Origin of the sequence: Sediminitomix flava, from assembly GCF_003149185.1 — a bacterium.
In the GTDB taxonomy this organism is placed as follows: domain Bacteria; phylum Bacteroidota; class Bacteroidia; order Cytophagales; family Flammeovirgaceae; genus Sediminitomix; species Sediminitomix flava.
The window spans coordinates 291293-313917 of record NZ_QGDO01000005.1 but is presented as its reverse complement, the minus strand read 5'-3'; the positions used below and the strand labels follow the sequence as shown (position 1 = coordinate 313917).

Here is a 22625-nt window from a genome sequence, read left to right as displayed (position 1 = left end):
ACAGCTTATAGATTATGACAGCATTCAATAAATTCAATACATCTTGGGCATTTTGGTTCTTGGGTTTTCTTTTTACTTGTTCCGTAGCAACGGCTCAGAAAACAGGTAAGAAAAATGAATCTGATGCAGCTTCCATTCAAAAGTATTTGGAAGAAGCTAGATTCCTTATTGCATACCTTGAAGCAACTCTAAATGAACTTGGAAATGATGAAGTTCCTCCAATTGAAAAAAATACAATCGTGAAGGAAAGCTATATCAAAATCTTTCAAGATAGTACAGTTCAAATAGAGGATGACCTTGATGAAAATAGAGACATTCCTACCAACAAAGATGTTCAAGCTTATCTGCAAGACGTTGATTATTTTTTTAGAGATGCTAAATTCCACTTCACGATTAATGACATTTCAAATAATGTAAAGGATGATGGTACGGTTTATATCCTAGTTGAAATGGAACGTCATCTTGAAGCAATTACAATAGATGATGATACGGTAAATTCAGTTAGAGAGAGGTATGTAGAACTGAACCTTGATCAGACGAATAATGAATTAAAAATTGCCAGTTTCTACACGACTAAGCTGTCTAAAAAAGATGAACTTTATAGCTGGTGGAATGAGCTTAGTGATGAATGGAAAGAAGTATTCGCATCTGAAACTGCAATTGATGACTCTACATTTTTAAATCAAATTAGCTTTATCTCTGATGATTTTATGCTGTCAAATATTGGAGATACTATTCCAAGTAACACAAAGATTGTAGAGCACTTAGAGAAGTTTCATACGACTAAATATCTAGACGTTTCTGGAAATCTTTTGATCTCTGATTTGAGTCCTATTTCTAAAATGAGAAAACTTGAATCGATCAATATTTCAGATACAAACATAAGTGACTTAATGCCACTCAGAAGTTTGACAAAACTCAAAGAGCTATATTTTGAAAATACGTTAGCTTATGATCTTAGTCCTTTAAGATATTGCTTACAACTCGAAGTCTTGGTTTTCAACAATACAATGATCAATGACTTAGAACCTGTTATAAACTTTGAGCGACTAAAAGTACTTCAGTTTAATGAAACTCCTGTCCAAGACCTTTCCCCACTTGAAAAACTAGAAAACATTCAAGAACTGTGGAGTGCTCAAACTAGTATTAATGATATTTCTGCTATTTCAGCATATCAAAATCTGATCAATTTGAATATTGCAAATACTGCTATTCACGATCTAAATGATATTCAAGAAATAACTTCTATGGAAGTTCTAAATATCAGCGATACAGATATTGATAATTTAGATCCTTTGGCAAAAATGGATGACCTAAAAGTTCTTATTGCCAATAACACTAAAATAGATGTACTAACACCTCTTTACGATGTTTCAGCTATCGAGAACATCTATTGTGACAATACAGGAATTAATGCACAAAAAGCAAAAGCATTCACCAATAAGAAACCTAAATGCTTAGTAGTTTATGGTACTGACCAGCTAAAATCCTGGTGGAATGAAATGCCTGAAAACTGGCAATCGGTGTTTAAGAAATATATCCCAGTAGAAAATCAACCAAGTATTGAGCAACTTCAAGCGATGGTCAATCTTAAAATAATTGACATTAGCAATAATCAAGAAATATCAACTTTTGATCCTCTTGCTAGATTGATCAGTTTGAAAGAAATAAATGCTCAAGGTACTGCTATTACCAATATTTCTTCTCTTAGAGCTTTGACTGATGTGAGAGAATTTAATATTTCTCAAACTCAGATTGAAGACCTTTCAATTTTGAAAGACTGGAAAGCTTTAAACGATTTAAATATTTCTAATACACCAGTTAAAGATATTAGTAGCCTTGAAGAATTAAGAAGGTTAAGTACATTAGATATGTCTAATACTCAAGTATCAGAACTTTCGGCCCTCAATGAAATGAGTTCTTTGAAATCTGTGAATTGTGACGACACTCAAGTATCTACAGAAGATGCTAAAGATTTTGCCGTATCTCACCCAAGTACTTTATTAATATTCAGAACAGAATTATTGAATTCTTGGTGGGCGGAATTAGACCAAACTTGGAAGGGTATTTTCAAGAATGCAATCAAAATCCAAGATAGCCCAAATTCTGTGGAACTTCACAAGATTGGAAGTCTTGAGAAGCTCAATATAAACGGAGAAAGAACCATAAAAGACCTCTCTCCTATTCGCCAATTGTTTATGTTGAAAAATCTAGATATTTCTCAGACAAGGGTTAATAATATCGCTCCAGTTTCAGTTTTAAGTGAACTTGAAAAGCTGAATTGTTCAGAGACTCCACTAAATGATTTGACAAAATTAGGAGGCCTGAAAAAACTGAAAGATCTTAACCTTGCTGGTACTCAAGTTGATAAACTTGATCCTATAGCAAGTATTAAAACATTAGAAAAAGTCAATATTTCTGATAATATCAGAATAAAGAAGTTTAAGGCACTAAGTCAATTATCTGAACTTACCGAACTCTATTGTAACAACACAAATATAAAGAGCTTTAAAGATGTACAAGCACTCAAAAATTTAAAGTATATTCGCTGTTACAATACAAAATTGAAGAGCAAAACAGTCGATAAATTCAGGGAAGCAAAACCTGATTGTGAAGTTGACTTTTATTAAAATATTGCAAACCTCCTGAAAAAACAGGAGGTTTCATTTTCTATAAAGTGTAGAAGGAATTATGAAGTTATTATCAGTTGAGATATATAAAGCACTGAAAAACCTTAAAGGTGCATCATTAGAACAGGTTGTCTACCATGTATGGACAAACACTGCAAATAAAAAAGAAATGTTTGAGTGTTTGGATTGGATGGAAATCAGGTTTACAGACAAAAGCCGCATCACCCTAACAGCAGGTGAGGAAAGTGATGGAATCAAAGTTGTAAGCTTAGATCTAGTTAAAGAAAGAAAAGAAGTTATTGATAAGTTTAATGGACAAATCGATATTCTTTCTTATGATATGAATGATTCTAAGCTTTGGGAGCCAATTATTTCTAAAGAAATCTTGGATGTAAAGTTCAATACAAATAGAAATGGAGAAGCTTTTGATGATGAATTATATCTCCACTTTGAGGTTAAAAACGAAGAAGGTGAAACAGAACCTTATATTGTACTGATTACATTGAGTCATGAAGAAGGACTTATCGCTGAATTCTATGAGGAATTAGAGGATGAATAAGACTTCGACATTATCGATCTGATACTTAAAAATAAATCCCATCATAAGAATTCTTATGATGGGATTTATTTTTAGTTTCAAGAGTAACCTTATTTACAATCAAATGATAGTTGGTAATTTCTATTTCCATTACTCTCAACCTTAGTAACCAATAATGGTACACTAGAAATTGGGTCATAGCTATATTCATAATTTGTCACTAGATTTCCTGAATCTAATATAACTTCATTTTCAACTTCCAACCACGAATGTGTTTCTTCTGTGATGTTATTAAAGTAACTTGGATTTGGATAATCTAGAATTGAGAAGAAAGATGATGCCACAAATGGATTTTTAATTCTATTTCTGAATATTGAAACTTTATCGTCATAACTGAAAGAATATGTCTCGTTAAACTGATAGCCTTCTCTTTGAATTTGATAACTCCATTCAGTTAAATCACTATTCTCATTAAATACAAATTGAAATTCTCCTCCTAAATTATCAATTGCTCCTACAGGTAAATTATTACCATCTTCATAAATGAAAGCATAAATTACTTCATACTGATTTGCAATCTCTGAGGCTCTCTTATTCCCTAATTCTCTTAGTTTCTGATAATATTTAACATTTGATTTTTCTTCTGAAATACGAGAAGATGAGCTACTCAAATTAAAAGCAAAAATATCTTGAACAGCTTCTAAAGTGCTGTCTTTATAGTAAAAATTCAATTGATGAGCATCTCCTGAAACCCATGATTCATTATATAATACTAAAAAACCACTATCATATCTTAAAGAGTGATTAGATTCAAGTTGTCCATTATCATATTCTATCGCTTCAACAAACTTTCCATCACCATTAAATGTATATTGGAATAAATCAGTTGTATGATAATCTATACTGTCTTTAATGTAATAATGATCTACATCCATACTTGTCAGATAACAGTCATCCCCTGTAACTAAATCGGTTGTTATTGTATTATCTGTACAAGCTCCAAAAGTACAAATCACTAAAAAAGACAAACTTACACACTTAAAAGTCTGATAAAAAAGATTCATTCTCCTCAAAAGATTAATTAACATTAGATCAATTCAAGCGCAAGTTAATAAAATTCAACAGACACTCCCGAAAAATACAATTTAACTCTGAACTAAGGGGTAGCTGTTAACATTCATATTCCAATACTAAATCATTATAGTTTGATTAAGAATTATTCCCAAAACGAATAGTGTAGATTAGTCAGTTATAGATTTTCTTTACCTAATTTATTACCGATAATGAAAGTAAATATGAAAACTAAAGAAAGAGTAATTTATCTAGACCTAATCAGGGCATTAGCCATTTTTATGGTGCTCATCACCCATGCTACAGAAGTATTCTATATCACAGGGGCTGGTCAAATGGAAATTAAAGATGGAGATGGCATTTGGGTTAATTTAATTAATTCGGCCGTAAGAGCTTGTGTTCCTCTTTTCGTGGTTGTTTCTGGGTATCTTTTATTGCCAATTAAACAATCAGCATCTGATTTTTATAGGAAGCGTCTATCTAAAATATTTATACCATTTATCATTTGGTCATTGCTCTACGTTTTTGTGCCTTTACTTTGGGGAGGTACGAATCAAGAGCGAATACTCGGAGAATTAACTCGCTTGACATACAATTTCAACTGGGCGAGCGGTCACCTTTGGTTTATGTATATGCTATTAGGCATTTATTTATTCATGCCTATCATTTCACCTTGGCTCAAAGAGTGTTCAAGAAGATTTGAGGAAGGTTTTCTTGCAGTATGGGCTTTTACCACACTATACCATTACATAACTCAATTTATTCCTGATCATATGATGCTCGGTGAAGCATTCTGGAATGAGTTTGGAGCTATTTGGTATTTCTCAGGATATATCGGCTATATCGTACTTGGGCATTACATTAAAAAGTATATACATTGGAACAGACAAAAACTGATGCTTGTAGGAAGTTCATTATTTATAATTGGATTTGCCATAACGGCTCTAGTCTTTGACTATCAAATGCACCATACGGATAATATTAAAGACCTAGAGCTCAGTTGGAGGTTCTGTACGATCAATGTAGCATTGATGACTGCTGGTATATTTTTAATGCTTAAAGATGTGAATTTCACCAATGAGAAAGTCAGAAATATGATTGTCTCTTTCTCTAAATACAGCTTTGGTATCTACTTATGCCATATGTTTACTCAGAAGTTGGCATTTATGATTATAGGAGATACGCTAGCTACTCCAATAGCTATTTTTAGTGCAGCTATTCTGAATTACATTATTGCCTATATTGTAGTTAGGCTGATGGCCTTTCTCCCGAAAAGTGAATATGTACTAGGTACTTAAAAGAGTAAATAAAAAGCCTCAGATTTTAACATCTGAGGCTTTTATATTTTTAAATACCTAATTTTTCTAACGTATCTTCAGCAAAACCATGCCCAACCTCTGTATATAAATTAAAGGTTATACAGCCCATCGATTCAAGTTCTTTTTGCTCTTCTTCAAACCTACAGATCACAGATATTGTACCTTTAAAATTATTCTTTTGTAATAACTTAACTACAGCAATATTTTCTTTATGAGTAGTAAGGCTTACAAAAATCAATTCGCGGTCTATCAAATTAGCTCTTCTTAAAAACTCTCCATCAGTCACATCGCCAAAAACACATTTTACTCCTTCATTATTAAGCTCTTCAACACGTTTTACATTATTCTCAATACCTATGGAAACACCCTCATAAAACTCTTCCATATACTCATAAATACTTGGACCAATTCTACCCATACCGAAGATTACAAAACGTGCATTACCTAGCTCAACATCAGACTCTTGAAGAATAAGGCTTTTTCGTTGAAAACGGATTATTTTATCATTATAAAGATCTAAATAAGAAATTGCTCTCACATTGATTGGTATAGATATGAAGAATGAAAATGTGAGCGCCAATGCAATTACCGTCATCCATTCTTGAGGAATTAATTCTACAGAAACAGCAAGAGCTGCTACGATCAGTCCAAACTCACTATAATTAAAAAGACCTAAGGAAGACAAAACAGACGACCTAGCACGAAGCTTAAAGGCAACGAACATAAAGAAATAGAGAATAGGTCGAATTAATAAAACTCCACAAAGTATCAGAGCAACAGAAATGATTTCAATATTAGGTAAACCATAGTGCCCAATACTCAAGAAAAAGCCAATTAAAAATAAGTCTTTCAACTTAGACATCCTCTTGTATAGCTCATCACTTTTCTCTGTATTCCCCATTAACATTCCAAACACCAAAGCACCCAACTCACCTTTGAGGTAAAAGAAATCAAAGATTTCGGCACCTATAACTGCTACAGAAATACCATAAAAAATCAACAATTCATCATAGCCAACCTTATTTAATATTCTAATTAATAACGGTCTTAAAAGTGGTAATAACAAAAGACAAAAAGCCCATACAGATGGCATTTGTCCTTTAGATAAAACCAAATAGACCACAGCTATGATATCTTGAATAATAAGTATACCAATAGTGACACTTACATACAAAGAAGTATTACTAGCACCTCTATCATCAAAAATTTTAATTGCTAAAACTGTACTCGAAAAGGAAAAAGCAAATGCTAAATTGAACGCAGAATGATTATTCTCGAATGCTAAAACATCTAAGAACGGATTTAAAGCAATTAAGACTAAAAATATGACTCCAACCCATAAGAGCATCTGTATTATAGCTGCCCCCCAAACCTGAGGAGGTTTTAATTCTTTGACTCTTAGTTTTAGTCCGATAACAAACAACATCAAGTTTACTCCAAACTCCCCAACTTGCTCTAAGACTTCTAAATCTCCAATACCAAAAGCACTCGAAATAAACCCAACGATGAGGTATCCTAGTAATGGTGGATAATTCAGCCTTTTAAAAATAAATCCGGCAAAAAATGCAAACAGTAATTCTAATGGTTCTAGCATAAAATAAAATTCAAGTCATGGCTAAGTGCTATATTTTTAATAAGTTCCTTAGATTGTCTACAATTAAACCCTCACATAAGTTTCGAGATAAGCTGTTAAAGAATAAAAAAATCCTTCATATTAAATTACATATGAAGGATTTAATTGAGATTGTAAAATAATATATAACAAAGAGGATTAATTAAGGTTGGTATTAAATTATATAAATTAAGCTGCTTGCACCAATAAATATCCAGAGAAGGATTCCTAGTAAGAATGATTTAAGTCCAGCTTTTTTAGCATCTTCAATTGAAATACTCGATCCAATTAAAAAAAGCGCAGCAATCATTCCTTTTTTACCAAACCAAGCTAGGTGGTCAAATGAAGATTTCCATTCAGGTAAGAAGTATGCAATCAGAATAGCGATTACGTAGAAAGCAATGAACCAAGGCATTTTTTTCTTTCCACATTCACTTGTACCGTAAAAGTATGAAAAGGCTGCACACAAAGGAATAATCCATAGAGCTCTAGTCAATTTCACCGTAGTAGCCACTTCCAGTGCTTTCTCACCATAAGCAGCACCAGCTCCTACTACCGAACTAGTATCATGAATAGCAATAGCGGCCCATGTACCAAATGTTTCTTGTGATAAATTGAAGTAATGCCCCAAAACAGGAAAAATGAATAAAGCTACAGCATTCAATACGAAGATTACGCCCATTGAGAATAAAATCTGATGGTTTTTTGCTTTTATCACTGGAGCAACAGCAGCAATTGCACTACCACCACAAATAGCTGTTCCTGCTGCAATGAGGAGATAAACACTTTTTTCGATTTTCAAGAGTTTACCCAAAAGAATACCTACAAGGATTGTAAAAACTACAGACATAGCCGTTAAGCCCATTCCTGTTTTAGAAGTTTCAATCACTTGAGTCAAATCCATCCCAAAGCCCATTGTCACAATTGAGATTTGTAACAACAAAGACATTTTTCCAGAAATTGTAGGATTTTTTATTCCTATAAGTGACAAAAACAACCCTGATACCAATGCCATTGCTGGTGACATAAAAGGCATGAAACATAAGAATATGCCTAAATAATAAATAGCATTCGCTTGTTGATTACTTACTCTCATCACGCTCTCCGTTTAATTACAATACAAAGATGCATGATTTAAATAATTAATAGAAATACTAAATTATTATATACAATAACTAAAAGTTATACCTTGAAATAAAATCAGCAAATAGAGTTGGTATACGTAATTCTGGCCCTCGACGAAATGCAATACGGAAATCGCGAGAAATATAAAAGTCTTTGATATTCAGTTTTACAATCCTTTTCAGAAGTAACTCCTTCTCTATTGCACGCTCAGAAATCAGGGAGAGACCGTCAAAATCGTTTAAAAAATTCTTTATGGCTTCCGTACTACCAAGATGGAAAACTGTATTTAGTTGATTTATATCAACCCCTTTATCATGTAATAACTTTTGGATCACCTGTAAAGTACCTGAGCCTTTTTCACGAAGTACTAATGGAATTGCACTCAAATCATCAATACTCAATAATTTCTTTTTGGCATAAACACTTTCTCCTTGAGTAACAGCTACTAGCTCATCTTCTAAAAAACTGACATATCTTATATCTGGATTACTTTCGATATTCTCAACTAAAGCTATATCTATCTCATTAGCTAAAAGCTTACGCTCCATTTCTAGTGAGTTACCATTATACAACTCCAATTTAATTGAAGGAAATTTCCGATAAAATGCCGCAATTACAGAAGGTAAAACATATTGGGAGATTGTAGAACTAGCACCAATAAATAGAGTTCCCTCAAAGGCTTTATTTAATTGCCCCAACTCATATTCAAGTTCTCTATATTGTTGTTTTATACTTTTAAGATATCTGTAAGTAAGCTTTCCTGCTTTTGTGAGGTAAACCTTATTTCCTTTACGTTCAAAAAGAGCTACATTATTTTTTCTCTCTAGCTCTTTAATATGCTTTGTTACAGCTGGTTGACTTATAAACAAAGCTTCTGCTGCTTTTGAAAAATTTAAATGTTCGGCAACAGTCATAAAAACCTCATCACGATAATCCATAGGTGTTATTTTTCAATAAGAGCAATTATTTTTTTCAAGAATTCAAGGTATATTTAACTCATTTAAAATTTCATCTACTCAAAAGTATCAGGGTTGATGAAAATGTGTATACCAAGTAACTATCTAAAACTACATTTACTGTGAAAATCATTTTATTAAACTTGCACAAGTTTAAACTCTTGTGCACGCATCTTGTCATTCTCATTTTGTATCCAATCAATATTACGGTTGGAACAATTTTGATGCTCCTTGTTAGTACTATCAATTATTTAATCAGAAAAATAAGACTCAAATTGAAGTTAAACTTAAATAGTCCCAAAAAAGAGTTACTTTTTCTGTAAAATCATAGTAGTTACAAATAAATCCTTGTTACTTTGTTTATATTAGAATTGTATTTTAGAAGGAAAAACGAATACTTAAGCTTTTCTTCTAAAGATTAACAAAAGTGAAACAGAGAGATAAAATTACATGATGGCTTTTTTGAATTTCATTCATTGGAACATTGATCCTGAAATATTCTCATTAGGACCTTTATCAATCAGATGGTACGGACTACTTTTTGCACTTGGCTTCTTTATCGGTCAATATATCATGACCAAGATATATAAAAATGAAGGTAGAAAACCAGAAGATGTAGACACACTTACCATTTACGTAGTAATAGGTACTGTAGTAGGTGCAAGACTTGGACACTGCCTGTTTTATCAGCCAGAGTACTATTTAGCTGATCCTATAAGAATCCTAAAAGTATGGGAAGGTGGTCTAGCTAGCCATGGTGGTGCTATCGGCATTTTGCTAGCCCTTTATTACTATACAAAAAATAGAGCTGGCCAATCTTACCTTTGGGTAGTTGACCGTCTCGTCATTCCTGTAGCTTTAGCTGGTTCTTTTATCCGTTTAGGTAATCTGATGAACTCAGAGATTTATGGGCACGAAACGAACCTACCTTGGGGATTTATTTTTGAGCGTAACGGGGAAACATTACCAATGCATCCAACTCAAATTTATGAGTCATTGGCATATCTTTCTATTTTCTTCATTCTTAAAACAATGTACAACAAGACACAAGGGCAAACTCCTCATGGGAAACTATTAGGATGGTTCTTAATTCTTGTTTTTGGTTTCAGATTTGCGATTGAATTCCTTAAGAATGATCAAGTTGCTTTTGAAGCTGGTATGCTTTTAAATATGGGACAAATACTTAGTATCCCTGCCGTTCTTGGAGGAATTTTCCTTGTTTACAGAGCATCAAAAAAAGGATTAGTACAAGAAGAAGAGTTAGTAAAATAAAAGCTAGTTCTATTTTCAAAGAGATATTAGCCACTTCTAATTAATTAGGAGTGGCTTTCTTTTTATAAGAATCTTTAAAACCAAGTTGAATAGAAAGAGTTCTATCTTTGCAGTTCAATTAAGATTAAAACTATGATTACATCTAGAGATATAAATATAGAAAAATTAGGAACTTTCACAGGACACAAAGATTCACTTTATGCATTGGCTCCTTCCAATCAAAAAGGTGTCTTTTATTGTGCTGGTTTAGATGGTATGATCACTAAATGGGATATAAGTAAACCTGACCAAGGAGAATTGGTGGCAAAAGTCCAAGGAACAGTTTATGCCATGTTTTTTAACCCAGTAAAGAATGAACTTATCGTAGGTCAAAATAATGAAGGATTGCATTTGATTGATCTAAACGAGAATAAGAAGATAAAAGCCTGCCCTACTGGGCAACATCAAATATTCGACATAAAATTATTTAATGGGAAAATCTATTTAGCCCAAGGAGATGGCTTCCTAAGCATAATTGATTATGAAAAATTTAGCGTTGATAAAAAAGTAAAGCTTTCAGATAAACATTCACGATCGCTTGCTATTCAGCCAGATCAAGATTTAATATTTGTAGGTTCTAGTGATAATATCATTAGAGGAATTTCTCTTGCAGATTATAATATTGTCCATGAATTAACTGGCCACGAATTCTCTATTTTCAGTTTAAATTTCTCAAAAGATTACAATTATCTCTTGAGTGGAAGTAGAGATGCTCATCTTAAAATTTGGAATAGTAATCTAGACTATGCTTTAAGTCAGGATATTGTAGCACATATGTATACCATCAACCATATTTCATACCGAGAAGATGGAAGATACTTCGCTACATGCAGTAAAGATAAATCAATTAAGATTTGGGATGCAGAATCATTCAAATTACTTAAAGTCATTGATAAAGCCAGATACGCAGGCCATGGCACTTCTGTAAACAAATTACTTTGGCTCGATTCAACTACTTTAGCATCTTGCTCAGATGATAGAAGTATCTCAATTTGGAAAGTAAATGGCTTACCCGAATAAAAAAATCCCCGATTCAATTATGAATCGGGGATTTATTATTTATGCAATAATATTTTATTATCGTAGATCAATAACCTCTACATCTGGGTATTTTGCTTCATCAAAAGTGAATAGATTATCCTCTAAGCTATTTGCTTTAAAGTTAGATACTTTAAACAGATTCCACTTAGAATTTCCTTTCATATAAACTTCCCATCTATCTAATTGATGATTAGCTTTATTGATATACATAACTAATCTATAGAAGTTAAATTCATCGTTTTTATGGTCTTCAGGAGAAAGATCAATTACATCGTATTGAGCACCATTCATAGACTCACTACCCTTATACAAATATTTAAATCCTTCCTCATAAAGTGTATAAATAGCTGAAGGATCAGACATCACATCATCGCCCTCTTCTTCTGGGTCTGTTACGGTAACTTCTTGATCTGATTTCATAAAAGTATATACAGCCTCACCATTATTGTAAACCACCTGATCTCCTAATGTCAATCTGTATTTATTACCTTTTACAGCAATCTCAATGAGATTAGACCCTAGAGGTTTATCATCACCTGTTTTATAGTCTTCTTGTAAAATATTAGCTTCAAAACCATCAAGTGACTTATACATTTCACTCATTTGATCTAATACTTTTTTAGCCTTTGCATCTTTTTGTGCAAAAGTCACATTTGATAAAACCATGAAAAGCCCTAAAAAAGCAGTGAAAATATGTTTCATAAAGATAAAAGTTTGTTTATTCAAATCTTATTAACTTCCAAAAAGACAATTTAATTGATGAATGTGCAGATAATTTCAGATTATTTAAGAATACTATCCTTTTTTAACTTTTTTTCGTAAAAAGCCAAGAAAGCTTTCTTATTCGACTTTTAAATACTGAAATTACGCTCAGTTTTTAAGCGAAAAAATAAATATGAAAAAGGCCCATCTGACTTTTCTACTCATATTATTAGTCAGTATTACTAACTGTTCAAAATCCGCTAAAAATAATGAAATTTTAGATCGGAATATGTTTCCTCATAGTAAATCTTTTGGATTTAGATTTAGACAAGTCTTAGATCAAAACCATTTATATGAAGAAGCTTCTGGCCTTTGTTTATCAAACCAAAAAAAAGGACTTATTTGGATTCACAATGATAGTGATGGTGAAAATGCCTTGTTCTTAATAAATCCTTCTGACGGCTCTTATAAAGGTAAATTGATCATAGAAGGAATTTCCAATAGAGACTGGGAAGATATTTGTTCTAGTTATGATTCTACATCAAAAGAAAGCATCATTTACATTGCAGATATTGGTGACAATCAAAATATTTTTAGCACGAAGTATATCTATGAAATAGAAGAACCAAAAATTCCTAGTTACAATGACTTTATCATAAAAACGAAAGTAAAAGAAATCAGAAAGTTCTTCTATCCTAAAGATCCTCATCAAGATGCCGAATCCATATTTATAAACCCTGAAGAACAAAGATTATATATTATCAATAAGAACGAAACTGTTTCAAGCCTATATAGTATAGATCTCACCTTAGCTAATCATCAAGTTTCAGCAGCTAAATTTGAAACGCTAATACCGCTTAACTACATTACTTCAGCTGATTATAATTCGAAGAGGAACTGGCTCATTCTAAGAAATTATAATGATATATTTCTATGGAAAAAAGATAGTATTCCTTTCGATCAAGTCTTCCAATCTGATCCAATAAGGTTAGTCAATAAGTACGAGCCTCAAGGAGAAGGCATCTGCTGGAATGAAGATGCAACAGGTTATTTTACCATTCATGAACAAGGCAAAGGTATGCCTGTCGGAATTTCATTCTACAAGGAATTACAAGATCAGAAAAATAATGCTACGCCGACTGAAGGTCTTCCACTGGAGACTTCAAAGAAGCTTGAATCGTATGATAACTAATGGTTAGGAACGTTAAAATAAACAAAGTAAAACTTCCGAGTAAAAATGGCCATATAGTTAATTCTATTGATTGCTGATAAGAACTCAACCAACCATTTAGGACTAAATATGCTAAAGGAACACTTACCAACAAGCCTTTACAGGTCAGAACGAAGAATACCTTCAGTTGAATTAAAAACATCTGCCAACTTGTTGCTCCAATTGCTTTTCTGACCGCTAATTCTTTACTTCTTTGTTGAGTCAAAAGGAAGGACAATCCAAATAAACCCGTACAGGCTATAATTAGTCCTACAATTGTGAAAATTGAAGACACCAACATTAAGAATTCTTCAATATTATAATGTTGTTTCATCTTTTCAGTTAACCAAAAAGCAGAGAACTGTTTTTCACCAATATTCTCATTCCAAACCTTCTTCACTTCTGAATAAACTTTTTCTTGATCTCGGTTATTTACTCTTAAAACAAAGTACTTTGTCCAATATGAAAGTTGATTCAACTCAAAGTTCAGATCAAAAACTATTGGTTTTATAGCATTATGAAGGCTTTCAAAATGGAAATCTTCAACTACTCCCACAATCTTTTCTTCTATGCCATGTTGATTTATTTTCAATGTATGACCAATAGCTTCATCTGGAGTAGCATAACCTAAGAGTTCAGTCATCTTACGATTTACTATTAGCGCATAAAACCTTTCCTCAGCTCTTTTTCTAAAACTCCTACCAGCTATTATATTAAATCCATAAGCCTCTATAAAGTCGTCATTCACCCTCACAAATGGAAGGAAAGCCATATCTTTAGAACCTTCTAACATAAAGTTACTAGTTTGTACTCCTAGACCGACGACCTCGTCAACAGCTGTAACAAACTCAACTCTTTTAGACTCTTCCCAACCTTCTTTCAGATTTTTATATAATGATTTCTTTTTCCACTTGTTGTTCATATAGGTATACCTAAGATCTGACATAGGTATAACCAATATCTTCTCACGGTCAAAACCGACCTCTTTATCTTCGAGAAAATCCAATTGAGACTTGACAACAATAGCACTTACTAATAAGAAAAAGGAAATACAGAACTGTGTGATTACTAAAATTTCAGAAAAAAGATTACTCCCCCACGAAATATGAGAACCTATTAAAACAGCAGGCTTATTATTACTCAACACATAAGTAGGATATATTGAAGATATAACACCAACTGTAAAGGCAGCAATGACCATATATGTCATTAGTGATTCAAAATCATATTGGGAAATGGAGATAAATTCAAACTCAAAGAAGATGCACATTTCTGTGAATACTTCTAGAATCATCATACCAAAAAGTACCGATATTAAAGTCACTAAAAGTACTTCAACTAAGAATTGTTCTATTACCTCTGATCTGTAAGCTCCTACTGACTTTCGAATTCCAAACTCTTGTACACGTTGCGAGGCAATCGCCACTTGCATATTTATGAAGTTGATTGCCGATATAAAAAGTAGCGTACAGGCGATTCCTAAAAAGATTAGAATACTTTGAATATCTCCTTTCTGAGCTAAATCATAATCGTATTTTTCACCAAGATGTACCTCCGTAAGTGGCTGTAAGCTTAATTCTAAATTAGAATGTAAAAATGAAGGGAATTTTTTTTCGATGATATTGGGGAAGAAAAACTCTAAATCATAAGGTTCTACCTCTTTTTTTAAAAGAATATATGTCCAACATGGATTCCAAACCCATTCTTTCATCTTATACACCTCAGGTTGTAAGTCTCTTAGCGAAGAAAAAGAAATGAGATAATCAAATTTGAGATGGGATTTCCAAGTTTCCTTTTCTAGTACCGCGACGACTTTAAGTGGATATATTTGTTGAAAATAGATCTTCTCTCCTAACGCTAATTGTGGGTCACCAAAAAGTTCTTTAGCCTTCTGATATGATAAAACTACATTATTTTTTCCTCTTAAAGGCTCCTGTATGAGCTTATAAGCAATAGGAAAGTCAAAAATATCAAAGAACTTTTCATCTGCGAAGTAGAGGTGTTCTTCATTATAACTTTTAAGGGCATCTTCTTTTTCGAGTGAAACCGTATGATGAGGAACTTGCATGTTATACAGCCTTACGACATCCTCAACATAACTTGAATAATTTTCTTTTAAATATGGCGCAAAACCAATCGGTAAACTTGAAGAACGTTCGCCAAAATTATCTGAATTTATTTCCTCTATTACTCGATAAATACGATCAGATTTTGAGTGAAATTGGTCAAAACTCAACTCTCTTTTCACCAAAAGTAATAGTAATGCAAAAAAACTTATACCAACAGAAAGTCCAAGTATACTTATCAGATAGTATAACCTGTTTTTCAATAAGTTTCTGTATGCTATAATCAGATAATTCTTAATCAAAACCCTTTAATTTTAACGCCCCAAATGAATATTTTCTGTCACTAACTGACCATCAAAAAGATGTAATACTTTCTGAGCATAATCTGAACAAAACTGAGAGTGGGTAACCATTACTACAGTTGTTCCATTTTCATTCAATTCAGCTAGTAATTCCATAACCTCTTGCCCTCTTGCCGAATCTAAATTTCCAGTTGGCTCATCTGCCAATACAAGTTCAGGTTTTGTAACCACTGCCCTAGCCAAAGCAACACGCTGTTGTTGTCCTCCAGAAATTTGTTTAGGAAAAAATGGCTCTTTATGCAGAATATTCAATCGCTCCATAACTTGATGAACCCTTCTTTTTCTTTCTGAAGGAGCAATTTTCTGATAAACTAGAGGTAATTCTATATTTTCATATACATTCAAACTATCAATTAGATTGAAGTTTTGAAATACAAAACCGATATAGTCTCTTCTGAATGATGCACTTTTTTTAGGCGAAAAAGTACTTACATCTTCTCCTTTATAAAGAATTTGACCTTCTGTTGGGGCATCTAAAAGTCCTAATAAATTTAAAAGTGTCGACTTTCCACAACCCGAAGGTCCCATTATAGAAATAAAGTCTCCTTGATTAATCGTCAAATTAATATCTTGAATACCAGATGTTTCAACATTATAATTTGAATAAGACTTAGATAAATTTATAGTTTGTATTAGCATATCAATTCATTAAAAAAGTCACCCTATTCAATATCAACAAACAGACCATAAGATTATACCACCTTATTTTTCAATGTTTTGCACAAATAATCACAACAACAAAAAGTGTCCGATAATGAAAAGCTAAAGTTCATCTTGGTCAATTATGAACATGAAATTTAAAGAATAACCTATCCTAAATTCGTTCGTATACATACAACGAAAACGATATAAAAATAGGACTTATAAAAGGAAATCTAAAACTGCTTTTATAATGTCATAACGATTTATATTAATCTTATTATTTTGAAGCTAACTTAATTTCATTGATCAATAAGTTTCAATATTTTTTATTCATAAAATAATACCTATAAAATGAGTGTTCATTTTGATAAAGTAAAAGGTTACCTTCTTGAATTAGGTTTTGATATTAAACATGAAGACCAAAAAGAAGAATTATTTATCATCGATTCAGAAGACGATGGTATTGTAAATTTGGTAGTCGATTGCGAAGATCCAATTCTTGTAATTGAGATGATGCTTTTCGACATCAATACACCTTCTCAAGATATGTTCAAAGAGCTTCTGATCAAGAACAGAGAAATTGTTCACGGAGCATTTGCTCTTAATGAAGAAGGAAATAAACTATTGTTTAGAGATACCCTACAATTAGAAAATCTTGATCTAAATGAGCTAGAAGGAAGTATTAATGCACTTTCTTTACTCATGGGTGAGTACTATCAGAAATTACTTGAATTTGCTAAAAATTAATTTACTCCTATATGTCAATTTTTAAACGCTTATTTGGAATCGGATCAGCTGAAGTGAACAGCGCATTAGATAAATTGGAAGACCCTGTAAAAATGACAGAACAGGGTATCAGAGACTTAAAACAAGACCTTACGAAGAGTATGCAAGGGCTTGCTGAAGTAAAAGCTTTGACAATCAGAACTCGTAAAGAATATGAGTCAAACAAAGATAAAGCTGAAGAATACGAACGTAAAGCAATCTTACTTCTTCAAAAAGCAGAGTCAGGTCAATTAGTTCCTGAAGAAGCGGATAGGTTAGCATCTGAATGTTTGTCTAAAAAAGAACAAGCTATGACAGCTGCTCAAACGCATCATAAAATGCTTTCTCAAAATGAGGGACAAGTTGCTAAAATGGAGCAGAATATTCAGAGTCTCAAATCTCAAATTTCAAAATGGGAGAATGAAGCTAAAACACTTAAGGCTAGAGCTAAAGTAAGTGAAGCTTCTGCCAAATTGAATAAGACTTTAGCCAATGTTGACTCTTCTAGTACAATTAATCTACTAGAAAGAATGAAGCAAAAAGTTGAAGAAAAAGAAGCTTTAGCAGAATCTTATGGAGATATCGCGTCACTTGAAACAAGTGTTGATGATGAAATAAATAAAGCAATTGGTCCTGGAACTGGCAATTCTACACCTCAACTTGAAGCCTTAAAAGCGAAGTTAAAACTAAATCAGAATAACCCTGAGTAGTTGAAACTTTAGGCATCAAAAAAACCGAATATGAGTGATCATATTCGGTTTTTTATTTTAAATCGCTTTTGAATTATAAGTTCAAATCTAATTTCAAACCAGCTTTAATCCATCTTCCTGGTTGTTCGACAGAAATAAAATCTACATAATCGACATCTAATAAATTCGATGCTTCAACATAGAATGTATAGAAATCTTTTTGATAATAAACTCTAGCATCAATCAACCAAACAGGTTCAAAAGGATTCTCTGTTTGATCTTCCAAACTCCAAGTATTATAAGCTCTATCTTGATAGTTGATTTGCCAATTTGCATATAGATTTCTGAAAATCTGATGATCTAGACCAAGTACTAATTTATTACGAAGATTTGAAAGTACGTATTTAGAAACTTCCTCTTCACTCTCATTTGCCTCAACATTTAGATAAGTATAAGTCATTGTGACCTTTCTAATTGGCATAGACTTCCCAAAATCCATTTGAGGAGAATACTGAACAAACAGATCAAAACCTTTAGTGTCTAGTTCTTGAACGTTTGTTGCAACAAACTGTCCACCTTCTTCAGTTTGTACCCAGTCAATTATATTTTTTCCCAATCTATTAAAAGCTGAAATACTTGCATTCAATGAGGACTTACCAAATTTGAATCCACCTTCAAAAGTAATCGACTTTTCTGCTTCTAGATCAGGGTTTCCTAGATCTGTTGGTCCCGAATAATACATATCAGTAAATGTAGGAAGTCTCATTGCTGTATTCACAGAACCAAAAACACTATAGCCCTTTCCTAAATCATAAGCCAAATCTACACCTGGGAAAGTATTGAAAGTATATGAATCTCCTTCATATTTCTGACTCCAGTTAGCCATAACTCCCAAAGAAGCGGTAAACTTATTTAGATATAAATTATGCTCGAAATAAGTAGATATATTATGTCTAGACTCAGATTTAGTAAATAATGATTCTTCTCCAGGTATTTCTTTAGGCTCGTCCATATCAGTACCTAAAACAGTACTTAAAATATTTTCAGACCTAAAATCAACTCCAATAGCAGTGATACCAAACTTAGATTCATATTCTGCTGATAAGTTAGTACCATAAACATCTGTCATATGGTAATTATGATCAACATACCAATCAGCAGCATTATTAAAGTCTCTAAACAACTCGAATCTATCTTGACTACGATTCCAGTAAACTAAAGGAGAGAATTTTACTTTTGTATTAGAAGTAAACTTAAGACTTGTATAAAGAGAGGAGTTTTCTTCAAACTGATCTGGGAAATTTGCAGAGTAAAAAGTACTAGCTCCAAAAGCTTTATTTCCATACCCTACTTGCAAATCTAAATCTCCTATATAAGTCTGTAGGTTACCATTGTAATAGTATGTTTCTGTATTATAATCTGTATTACGAGCAAATCCATCACTTGCTCCATTACTTACAGAAACAAAATGAGTCATATTTCCTGAATTATAAGTACCTGAAAGTGCAACTTTATATGTTCCAAAGTCACCACCCATTGCATTCAATGAAATATTATTTTCTTTACTTTTATTGGTAATAATATTAATTGCACCACTAAAAGCACTTGGGCCAAATACTCTAGAACCTGGCCCTTGAAGAATTTCTACAGCTTCTACGCTTTCGATATCTACAGGGAGGTTTAAATTAAGGTGTCCAGTTTGTGGGTTATTGATATTTACTCCGTTTAAGAGTACCAATGCTTGGTCGAACGATCCTCCTCTGATACTGATATCGGCCTGTATACCCATCGGGCCTCTTTGTTGAATATCCACTCCAGATACATATTCTAATAGTTCTTGGATACTTTGAACTGGAGCTTGTTTGATTTGATCTTTTGTGATGACATTCACTACCCTAGCTTGCTGGGAATAGACGGCAGGAACACGCTGTGTTTGCACAACCACCTCATTTAGTAATACCTCCTCTTCGGCATACTCTTTTGAGGTTTCTCTTTCCGTTTCGCTTTCAGCTTCATTTTGTGCCATTACCTGTTGTGAAAAACTACCTAAAACTGTCGTTAGAAGTACACAGATTTTAATTGATTTCCCTAATGTGTTGAAAAGAGCATAGCCTTTTCTTGTCCAATGTTTAAAAAAAGTCATGATCGTATATTGAATATATAACCTAAAAATTTGCGCAAAAATACTAAAGTTTTACTCTATAAACATTTTTAGAGCAAACTTTAAAAAACAAATATTAACCCTTATAGAATTGTATTTTTTGCTGTTTCTAATTAAATGTTAATTACTCAAATCTTATTTTTAGATCTAATGACTTAGCTTACCCCTACTTTATAATCTTGATACCCATGACGAAACTAGTTTTAAGGAAAATATCACAAAACGAAATACATACTGTCGAATTCCCCAAAGACATTTTTAAAGAGAAAACGGATGATAAATACTGGCTTCAGATAAAAACCACTAAAAAAAATGAACTAAATGCCTTATTTAATGAACTTCAACTTTCCCAAAAAGCTATTGACAATATCGTAGAGCCACAACAATCTACCCATGCTCGGAGTATCTCATCGTGTTTGATTTTCAATTTGAAAGTTTCACAAAAGATTGATCCTTACAGATATGACTTTATGACATTCTTACTGAAAGAAAATTTTTTAATTACGATATGTACACCTGATAATGAGGTTTTTGAAGAAATAGAAATTGAATCTTGGACTACTGAGAAAAGTCTTAAAGCTAGCCTTGGGCATGTTTTAAATCTAATGATCAATGAAATCATTCAAGATGATATCACGAACCTTGCACAAGCTAGAGAAATAGTAAGATCAATTTCAAAGGAGATTGACTTCAATTCTCCTGAAATAAATATGAATACCATCATCTCTACAAAGCAGAATATCTCTAGACTTCATAATATTATAGAAGACCAATTCAACATGATCAATGTGATTCCACTAATAGAATGGTCTGATTTTAATAAAACTTTTTACAAGGAGTTTCTAGACACCATTAAAGGTTTTGACCATTTACTTAGTGCTGCTGAAAGACTAGATAGAAAACTCAATGTAATACAATCTCAACACCAATTAATATTACAAGAAAAAGGAAACAGAAGGTTAAATACCTTAACGATAATTCAATCTATATTTACACCACTCACTTTTATTACGGGAATTTATGGTATGAATTTTCTAAATATGCCAGAATTAAAAATGAACTCTGGATATTTTGTTGCACTTGGTTTCATGTTATTAATTACTCTAGGACAAATTTGGTGGTTTAAATCAAATGGATGGTTTGATTAGTATTTTTAGATTTGAAGATGATTAATCTTGAAATTGGGCTAACTGTAAATCAACCTGCTGTCTTTTAGCTTTCATATTATTTTCATCTAACTCAAGTACTCTTACATACTTTCCATTATTAGCTGTGACTTTACAAGTATAATTTTTCACCTCTATGCTATGCATTCCTTTTTTTGAGGTAATTAAGAGCTTATCCTCTCCCTCTAATTCAAATTTGTATTCTAACTTCCTTTTAAAAGCACCAATAAATTCATCTCCAATGTAAAGCCCAAGCCACCTTCTAGACTCAGGTTTCATTTTTATATTATGCGCATTGAAAAAGCGGAACATTTCAGTGTGCTTATCCCATTGCAATTTGAAATCATTTGGACTAAAATTGAAAAGCTTATCACCATCAAAAAAATATTTTTTATCTGTTTTCAGATCAGAAACAATGAGGAAATTACCTAAATCATGTTCAGCAACGTAGTTTTCTTTCATAAACTCAGCCGTTTCAATGATTTCTGAGGGAATATCATTTACTGACATAATTGAATAAGGATCTATTTCAAAGTTATAAGGGTCATACTCTACCAAAAATTGTTCAAAAATATTTAGTCCTAAAACCCTATTCGGAAGATGTATTCTTCGGTTAGCTACTGCTTTAGCATCAGAAGCATCAATAATGTCTAAATCTGAGTTTACTTTTTCTATACCAAAAATCTTAAACTCTGCCTTACTTTCATTCTTTTCAATCTCCTCCTCTGCTGCATCTACTAATGCTTCTTTAAATCCATTTTGCTCATCAATTAAACTCATCTGAACGATTCTTTCTTCAAAATATTTAATTGAACAATCCCTGATTCCCCCCAATCTAATTGAAGCTAACCACTTATTGTCAGTTCTGACTCCTATCCACCCCTCCTTACCAAATGGTATTTTTACATTCCGGCCATATTCCTTTAAAGAGAAATGATATTTTTCTCCATCAATTTCCGCTACCACTTCCAAATCATTTAAGTTTTGGTAACGATCAACAAAGACATGAAAATTACTAGCTGAGTTTCTGATTAAAAGAATTGCTTCCCATTTTGGCTGCCCCATTCCTAACAATAAAAAGGCAAAAAGAAGTAGATATTTATATTTCATATTAAACTATATGATTTTAGTTAACATGAATATCTTCTTTGCTTTTGTATTGTTTATAAAAAATCAGCGCGATTCATTACACAGCTTTTATTTGAAGCAAATGTGACTCAAGCTAAAAGTTGAAAAACAAGGGATATTTATATAATCTC

General features: G+C 32.5%; 18 protein-coding genes. 9 read left to right on the top strand and 9 right to left on the bottom strand.

Annotation, left to right across the window (positions count from 1 at the left end):
- The first annotated feature begins 14 nt into the window (after positions 1 to 14).
- Positions 15 to 2630: a leucine-rich repeat domain-containing protein gene (locus BC781_RS18740; protein WP_109620680.1), complete on the top strand. Its 2616-nt coding sequence runs from the start codon at positions 15 to 17 to the stop codon at positions 2628 to 2630.
- A 61-nt stretch (positions 2631 to 2691) separates the two neighbouring features.
- Positions 2692 to 3189: a hypothetical protein gene (locus tag BC781_RS18735; protein ID WP_109620678.1), complete on the top strand. Its 498-nt coding sequence runs from the start codon at positions 2692 to 2694 to the stop codon at positions 3187 to 3189.
- Between the two features lie 89 nt (positions 3190 to 3278).
- Here the strand turns inward: BC781_RS18735 and BC781_RS18730 are convergent, their stop codons facing one another.
- Positions 3279 to 4232, bottom strand: coding sequence for a hypothetical protein (locus BC781_RS18730; RefSeq protein WP_109620676.1), 954 nt, complete (start codon positions 4230 to 4232; stop codon positions 3279 to 3281).
- A 231-nt stretch (positions 4233 to 4463) separates the two neighbouring features.
- Here BC781_RS18730 and BC781_RS18725 point away from each other — a divergent pair, with 231 nt between their 5' ends.
- Positions 4464 to 5537, top strand: coding sequence for an acyltransferase (locus BC781_RS18725; RefSeq protein ID WP_158281524.1), 1074 nt, complete (start codon positions 4464 to 4466; stop codon positions 5535 to 5537).
- Between the two features lie 49 nt (positions 5538 to 5586).
- On the opposite strand, the gene BC781_RS18720 is transcribed toward BC781_RS18725, so the two are convergent.
- The 3 genes from BC781_RS18720 to BC781_RS18710 form a co-directional block, all read right to left on the bottom strand.
- Positions 5587 to 7152 (bottom strand): cation:proton antiporter family protein, encoded by a 1566-nt coding sequence (locus BC781_RS18720; RefSeq protein WP_109620674.1) that lies wholly within the window; start codon positions 7150 to 7152, stop codon positions 5587 to 5589.
- Between the two features lie 193 nt (positions 7153 to 7345).
- The gene (locus BC781_RS18715) at positions 7346 to 8266 is read right to left on the bottom strand and encodes a YeiH family protein (protein ID WP_109620673.1); all 921 of its coding nucleotides are present in this window, start codon (positions 8264 to 8266) and stop codon (positions 7346 to 7348) included.
- Between the two features lie 79 nt (positions 8267 to 8345).
- On the bottom strand, positions 8346 to 9233 hold the full coding sequence (locus tag BC781_RS18710) for a LysR family transcriptional regulator (protein WP_109620671.1): 888 nt from the start codon (positions 9231 to 9233) through the stop codon (positions 8346 to 8348).
- 468 nt (positions 9234 to 9701) lie between these two features.
- Here BC781_RS18710 and lgt point away from each other — a divergent pair, with 468 nt between their 5' ends.
- Positions 9702 to 10523, top strand: coding sequence for a prolipoprotein diacylglyceryl transferase (gene lgt / locus BC781_RS18705; protein ID WP_109620669.1), 822 nt, complete (start codon positions 9702 to 9704; stop codon positions 10521 to 10523).
- 132 nt (positions 10524 to 10655) lie between these two features.
- Positions 10656 to 11582 (top strand): WD40 repeat domain-containing protein, encoded by a 927-nt coding sequence (locus BC781_RS18700; protein ID WP_109620667.1) that lies wholly within the window; start codon positions 10656 to 10658, stop codon positions 11580 to 11582.
- 57 nt (positions 11583 to 11639) lie between these two features.
- On the opposite strand, the gene BC781_RS18695 is transcribed toward BC781_RS18700, so the two are convergent.
- A complete protein-coding gene (locus BC781_RS18695; RefSeq protein WP_109620664.1) occupies positions 11640 to 12305 on the bottom strand; it encodes a LolA family protein in 666 nt (221 codons plus the stop codon).
- Positions 12306 to 12498: 193 nt separating this feature from the next.
- Between BC781_RS18695 and BC781_RS18690 the strand changes: the two genes are divergently transcribed.
- On the top strand, positions 12499 to 13497 hold the full coding sequence (locus BC781_RS18690) for a hypothetical protein (protein ID WP_146201732.1): 999 nt from the start codon (positions 12499 to 12501) through the stop codon (positions 13495 to 13497).
- Here BC781_RS18690 and BC781_RS18685 read toward each other — a convergent pair.
- The gene (locus tag BC781_RS18685) at positions 13436 to 15883 is read right to left on the bottom strand and encodes an ABC transporter permease (RefSeq protein ID WP_109620660.1); all 2448 of its coding nucleotides are present in this window, start codon (positions 15881 to 15883) and stop codon (positions 13436 to 13438) included. The two genes, BC781_RS18690 and BC781_RS18685, sit on opposite strands and share 62 nt — an antisense overlap.
- A gap of 12 nt (positions 15884 to 15895) precedes the next feature.
- Positions 15896 to 16582 carry an ABC transporter ATP-binding protein gene (locus BC781_RS18680; protein ID WP_109620657.1) on the bottom strand — a complete coding sequence of 229 codons (687 nt, stop codon included), beginning with the start codon at positions 16580 to 16582 and terminating at the stop codon, positions 15896 to 15898.
- 354 nt (positions 16583 to 16936) lie between these two features.
- Between BC781_RS18680 and BC781_RS18675 the strand changes: the two genes are divergently transcribed.
- Together BC781_RS18675 and BC781_RS18670 are read left to right on the top strand one after the other, a co-directional pair.
- Positions 16937 to 17332, top strand: a complete 396-nt coding sequence (locus tag BC781_RS18675) for a type III secretion system chaperone family protein (protein ID WP_109620655.1) — start codon at positions 16937 to 16939, stop codon at positions 17330 to 17332.
- 11 nt (positions 17333 to 17343) lie between these two features.
- The gene (locus tag BC781_RS18670; RefSeq protein ID WP_109620653.1) at positions 17344 to 18060 is read left to right on the top strand and encodes a PspA/IM30 family protein; all 717 of its coding nucleotides are present in this window, start codon (positions 17344 to 17346) and stop codon (positions 18058 to 18060) included.
- Positions 18061 to 18133: 73 nt separating this feature from the next.
- Here BC781_RS18670 and BC781_RS18665 read toward each other — a convergent pair whose 3' ends face one another.
- Entirely contained in the window at positions 18134 to 20182 is a 2049-nt protein-coding gene (locus BC781_RS18665; protein WP_109620651.1) for a TonB-dependent receptor plug domain-containing protein, read from the bottom strand.
- Between the two features lie 206 nt (positions 20183 to 20388).
- Between BC781_RS18665 and BC781_RS18660 the strand changes: the two genes are divergently transcribed.
- The gene (locus BC781_RS18660; RefSeq protein WP_109620649.1) at positions 20389 to 21348 is read left to right on the top strand and encodes a magnesium transporter CorA family protein; all 960 of its coding nucleotides are present in this window, start codon (positions 20389 to 20391) and stop codon (positions 21346 to 21348) included.
- A 21-nt stretch (positions 21349 to 21369) separates the two neighbouring features.
- On the opposite strand, the gene BC781_RS18655 is transcribed toward BC781_RS18660, so the two are convergent.
- On the bottom strand, positions 21370 to 22476 hold the full coding sequence (locus tag BC781_RS18655; protein WP_109620647.1) for a hypothetical protein: 1107 nt from the start codon (positions 22474 to 22476) through the stop codon (positions 21370 to 21372).
- Positions 22477 to 22625: the final 149 nt, after the last annotated feature.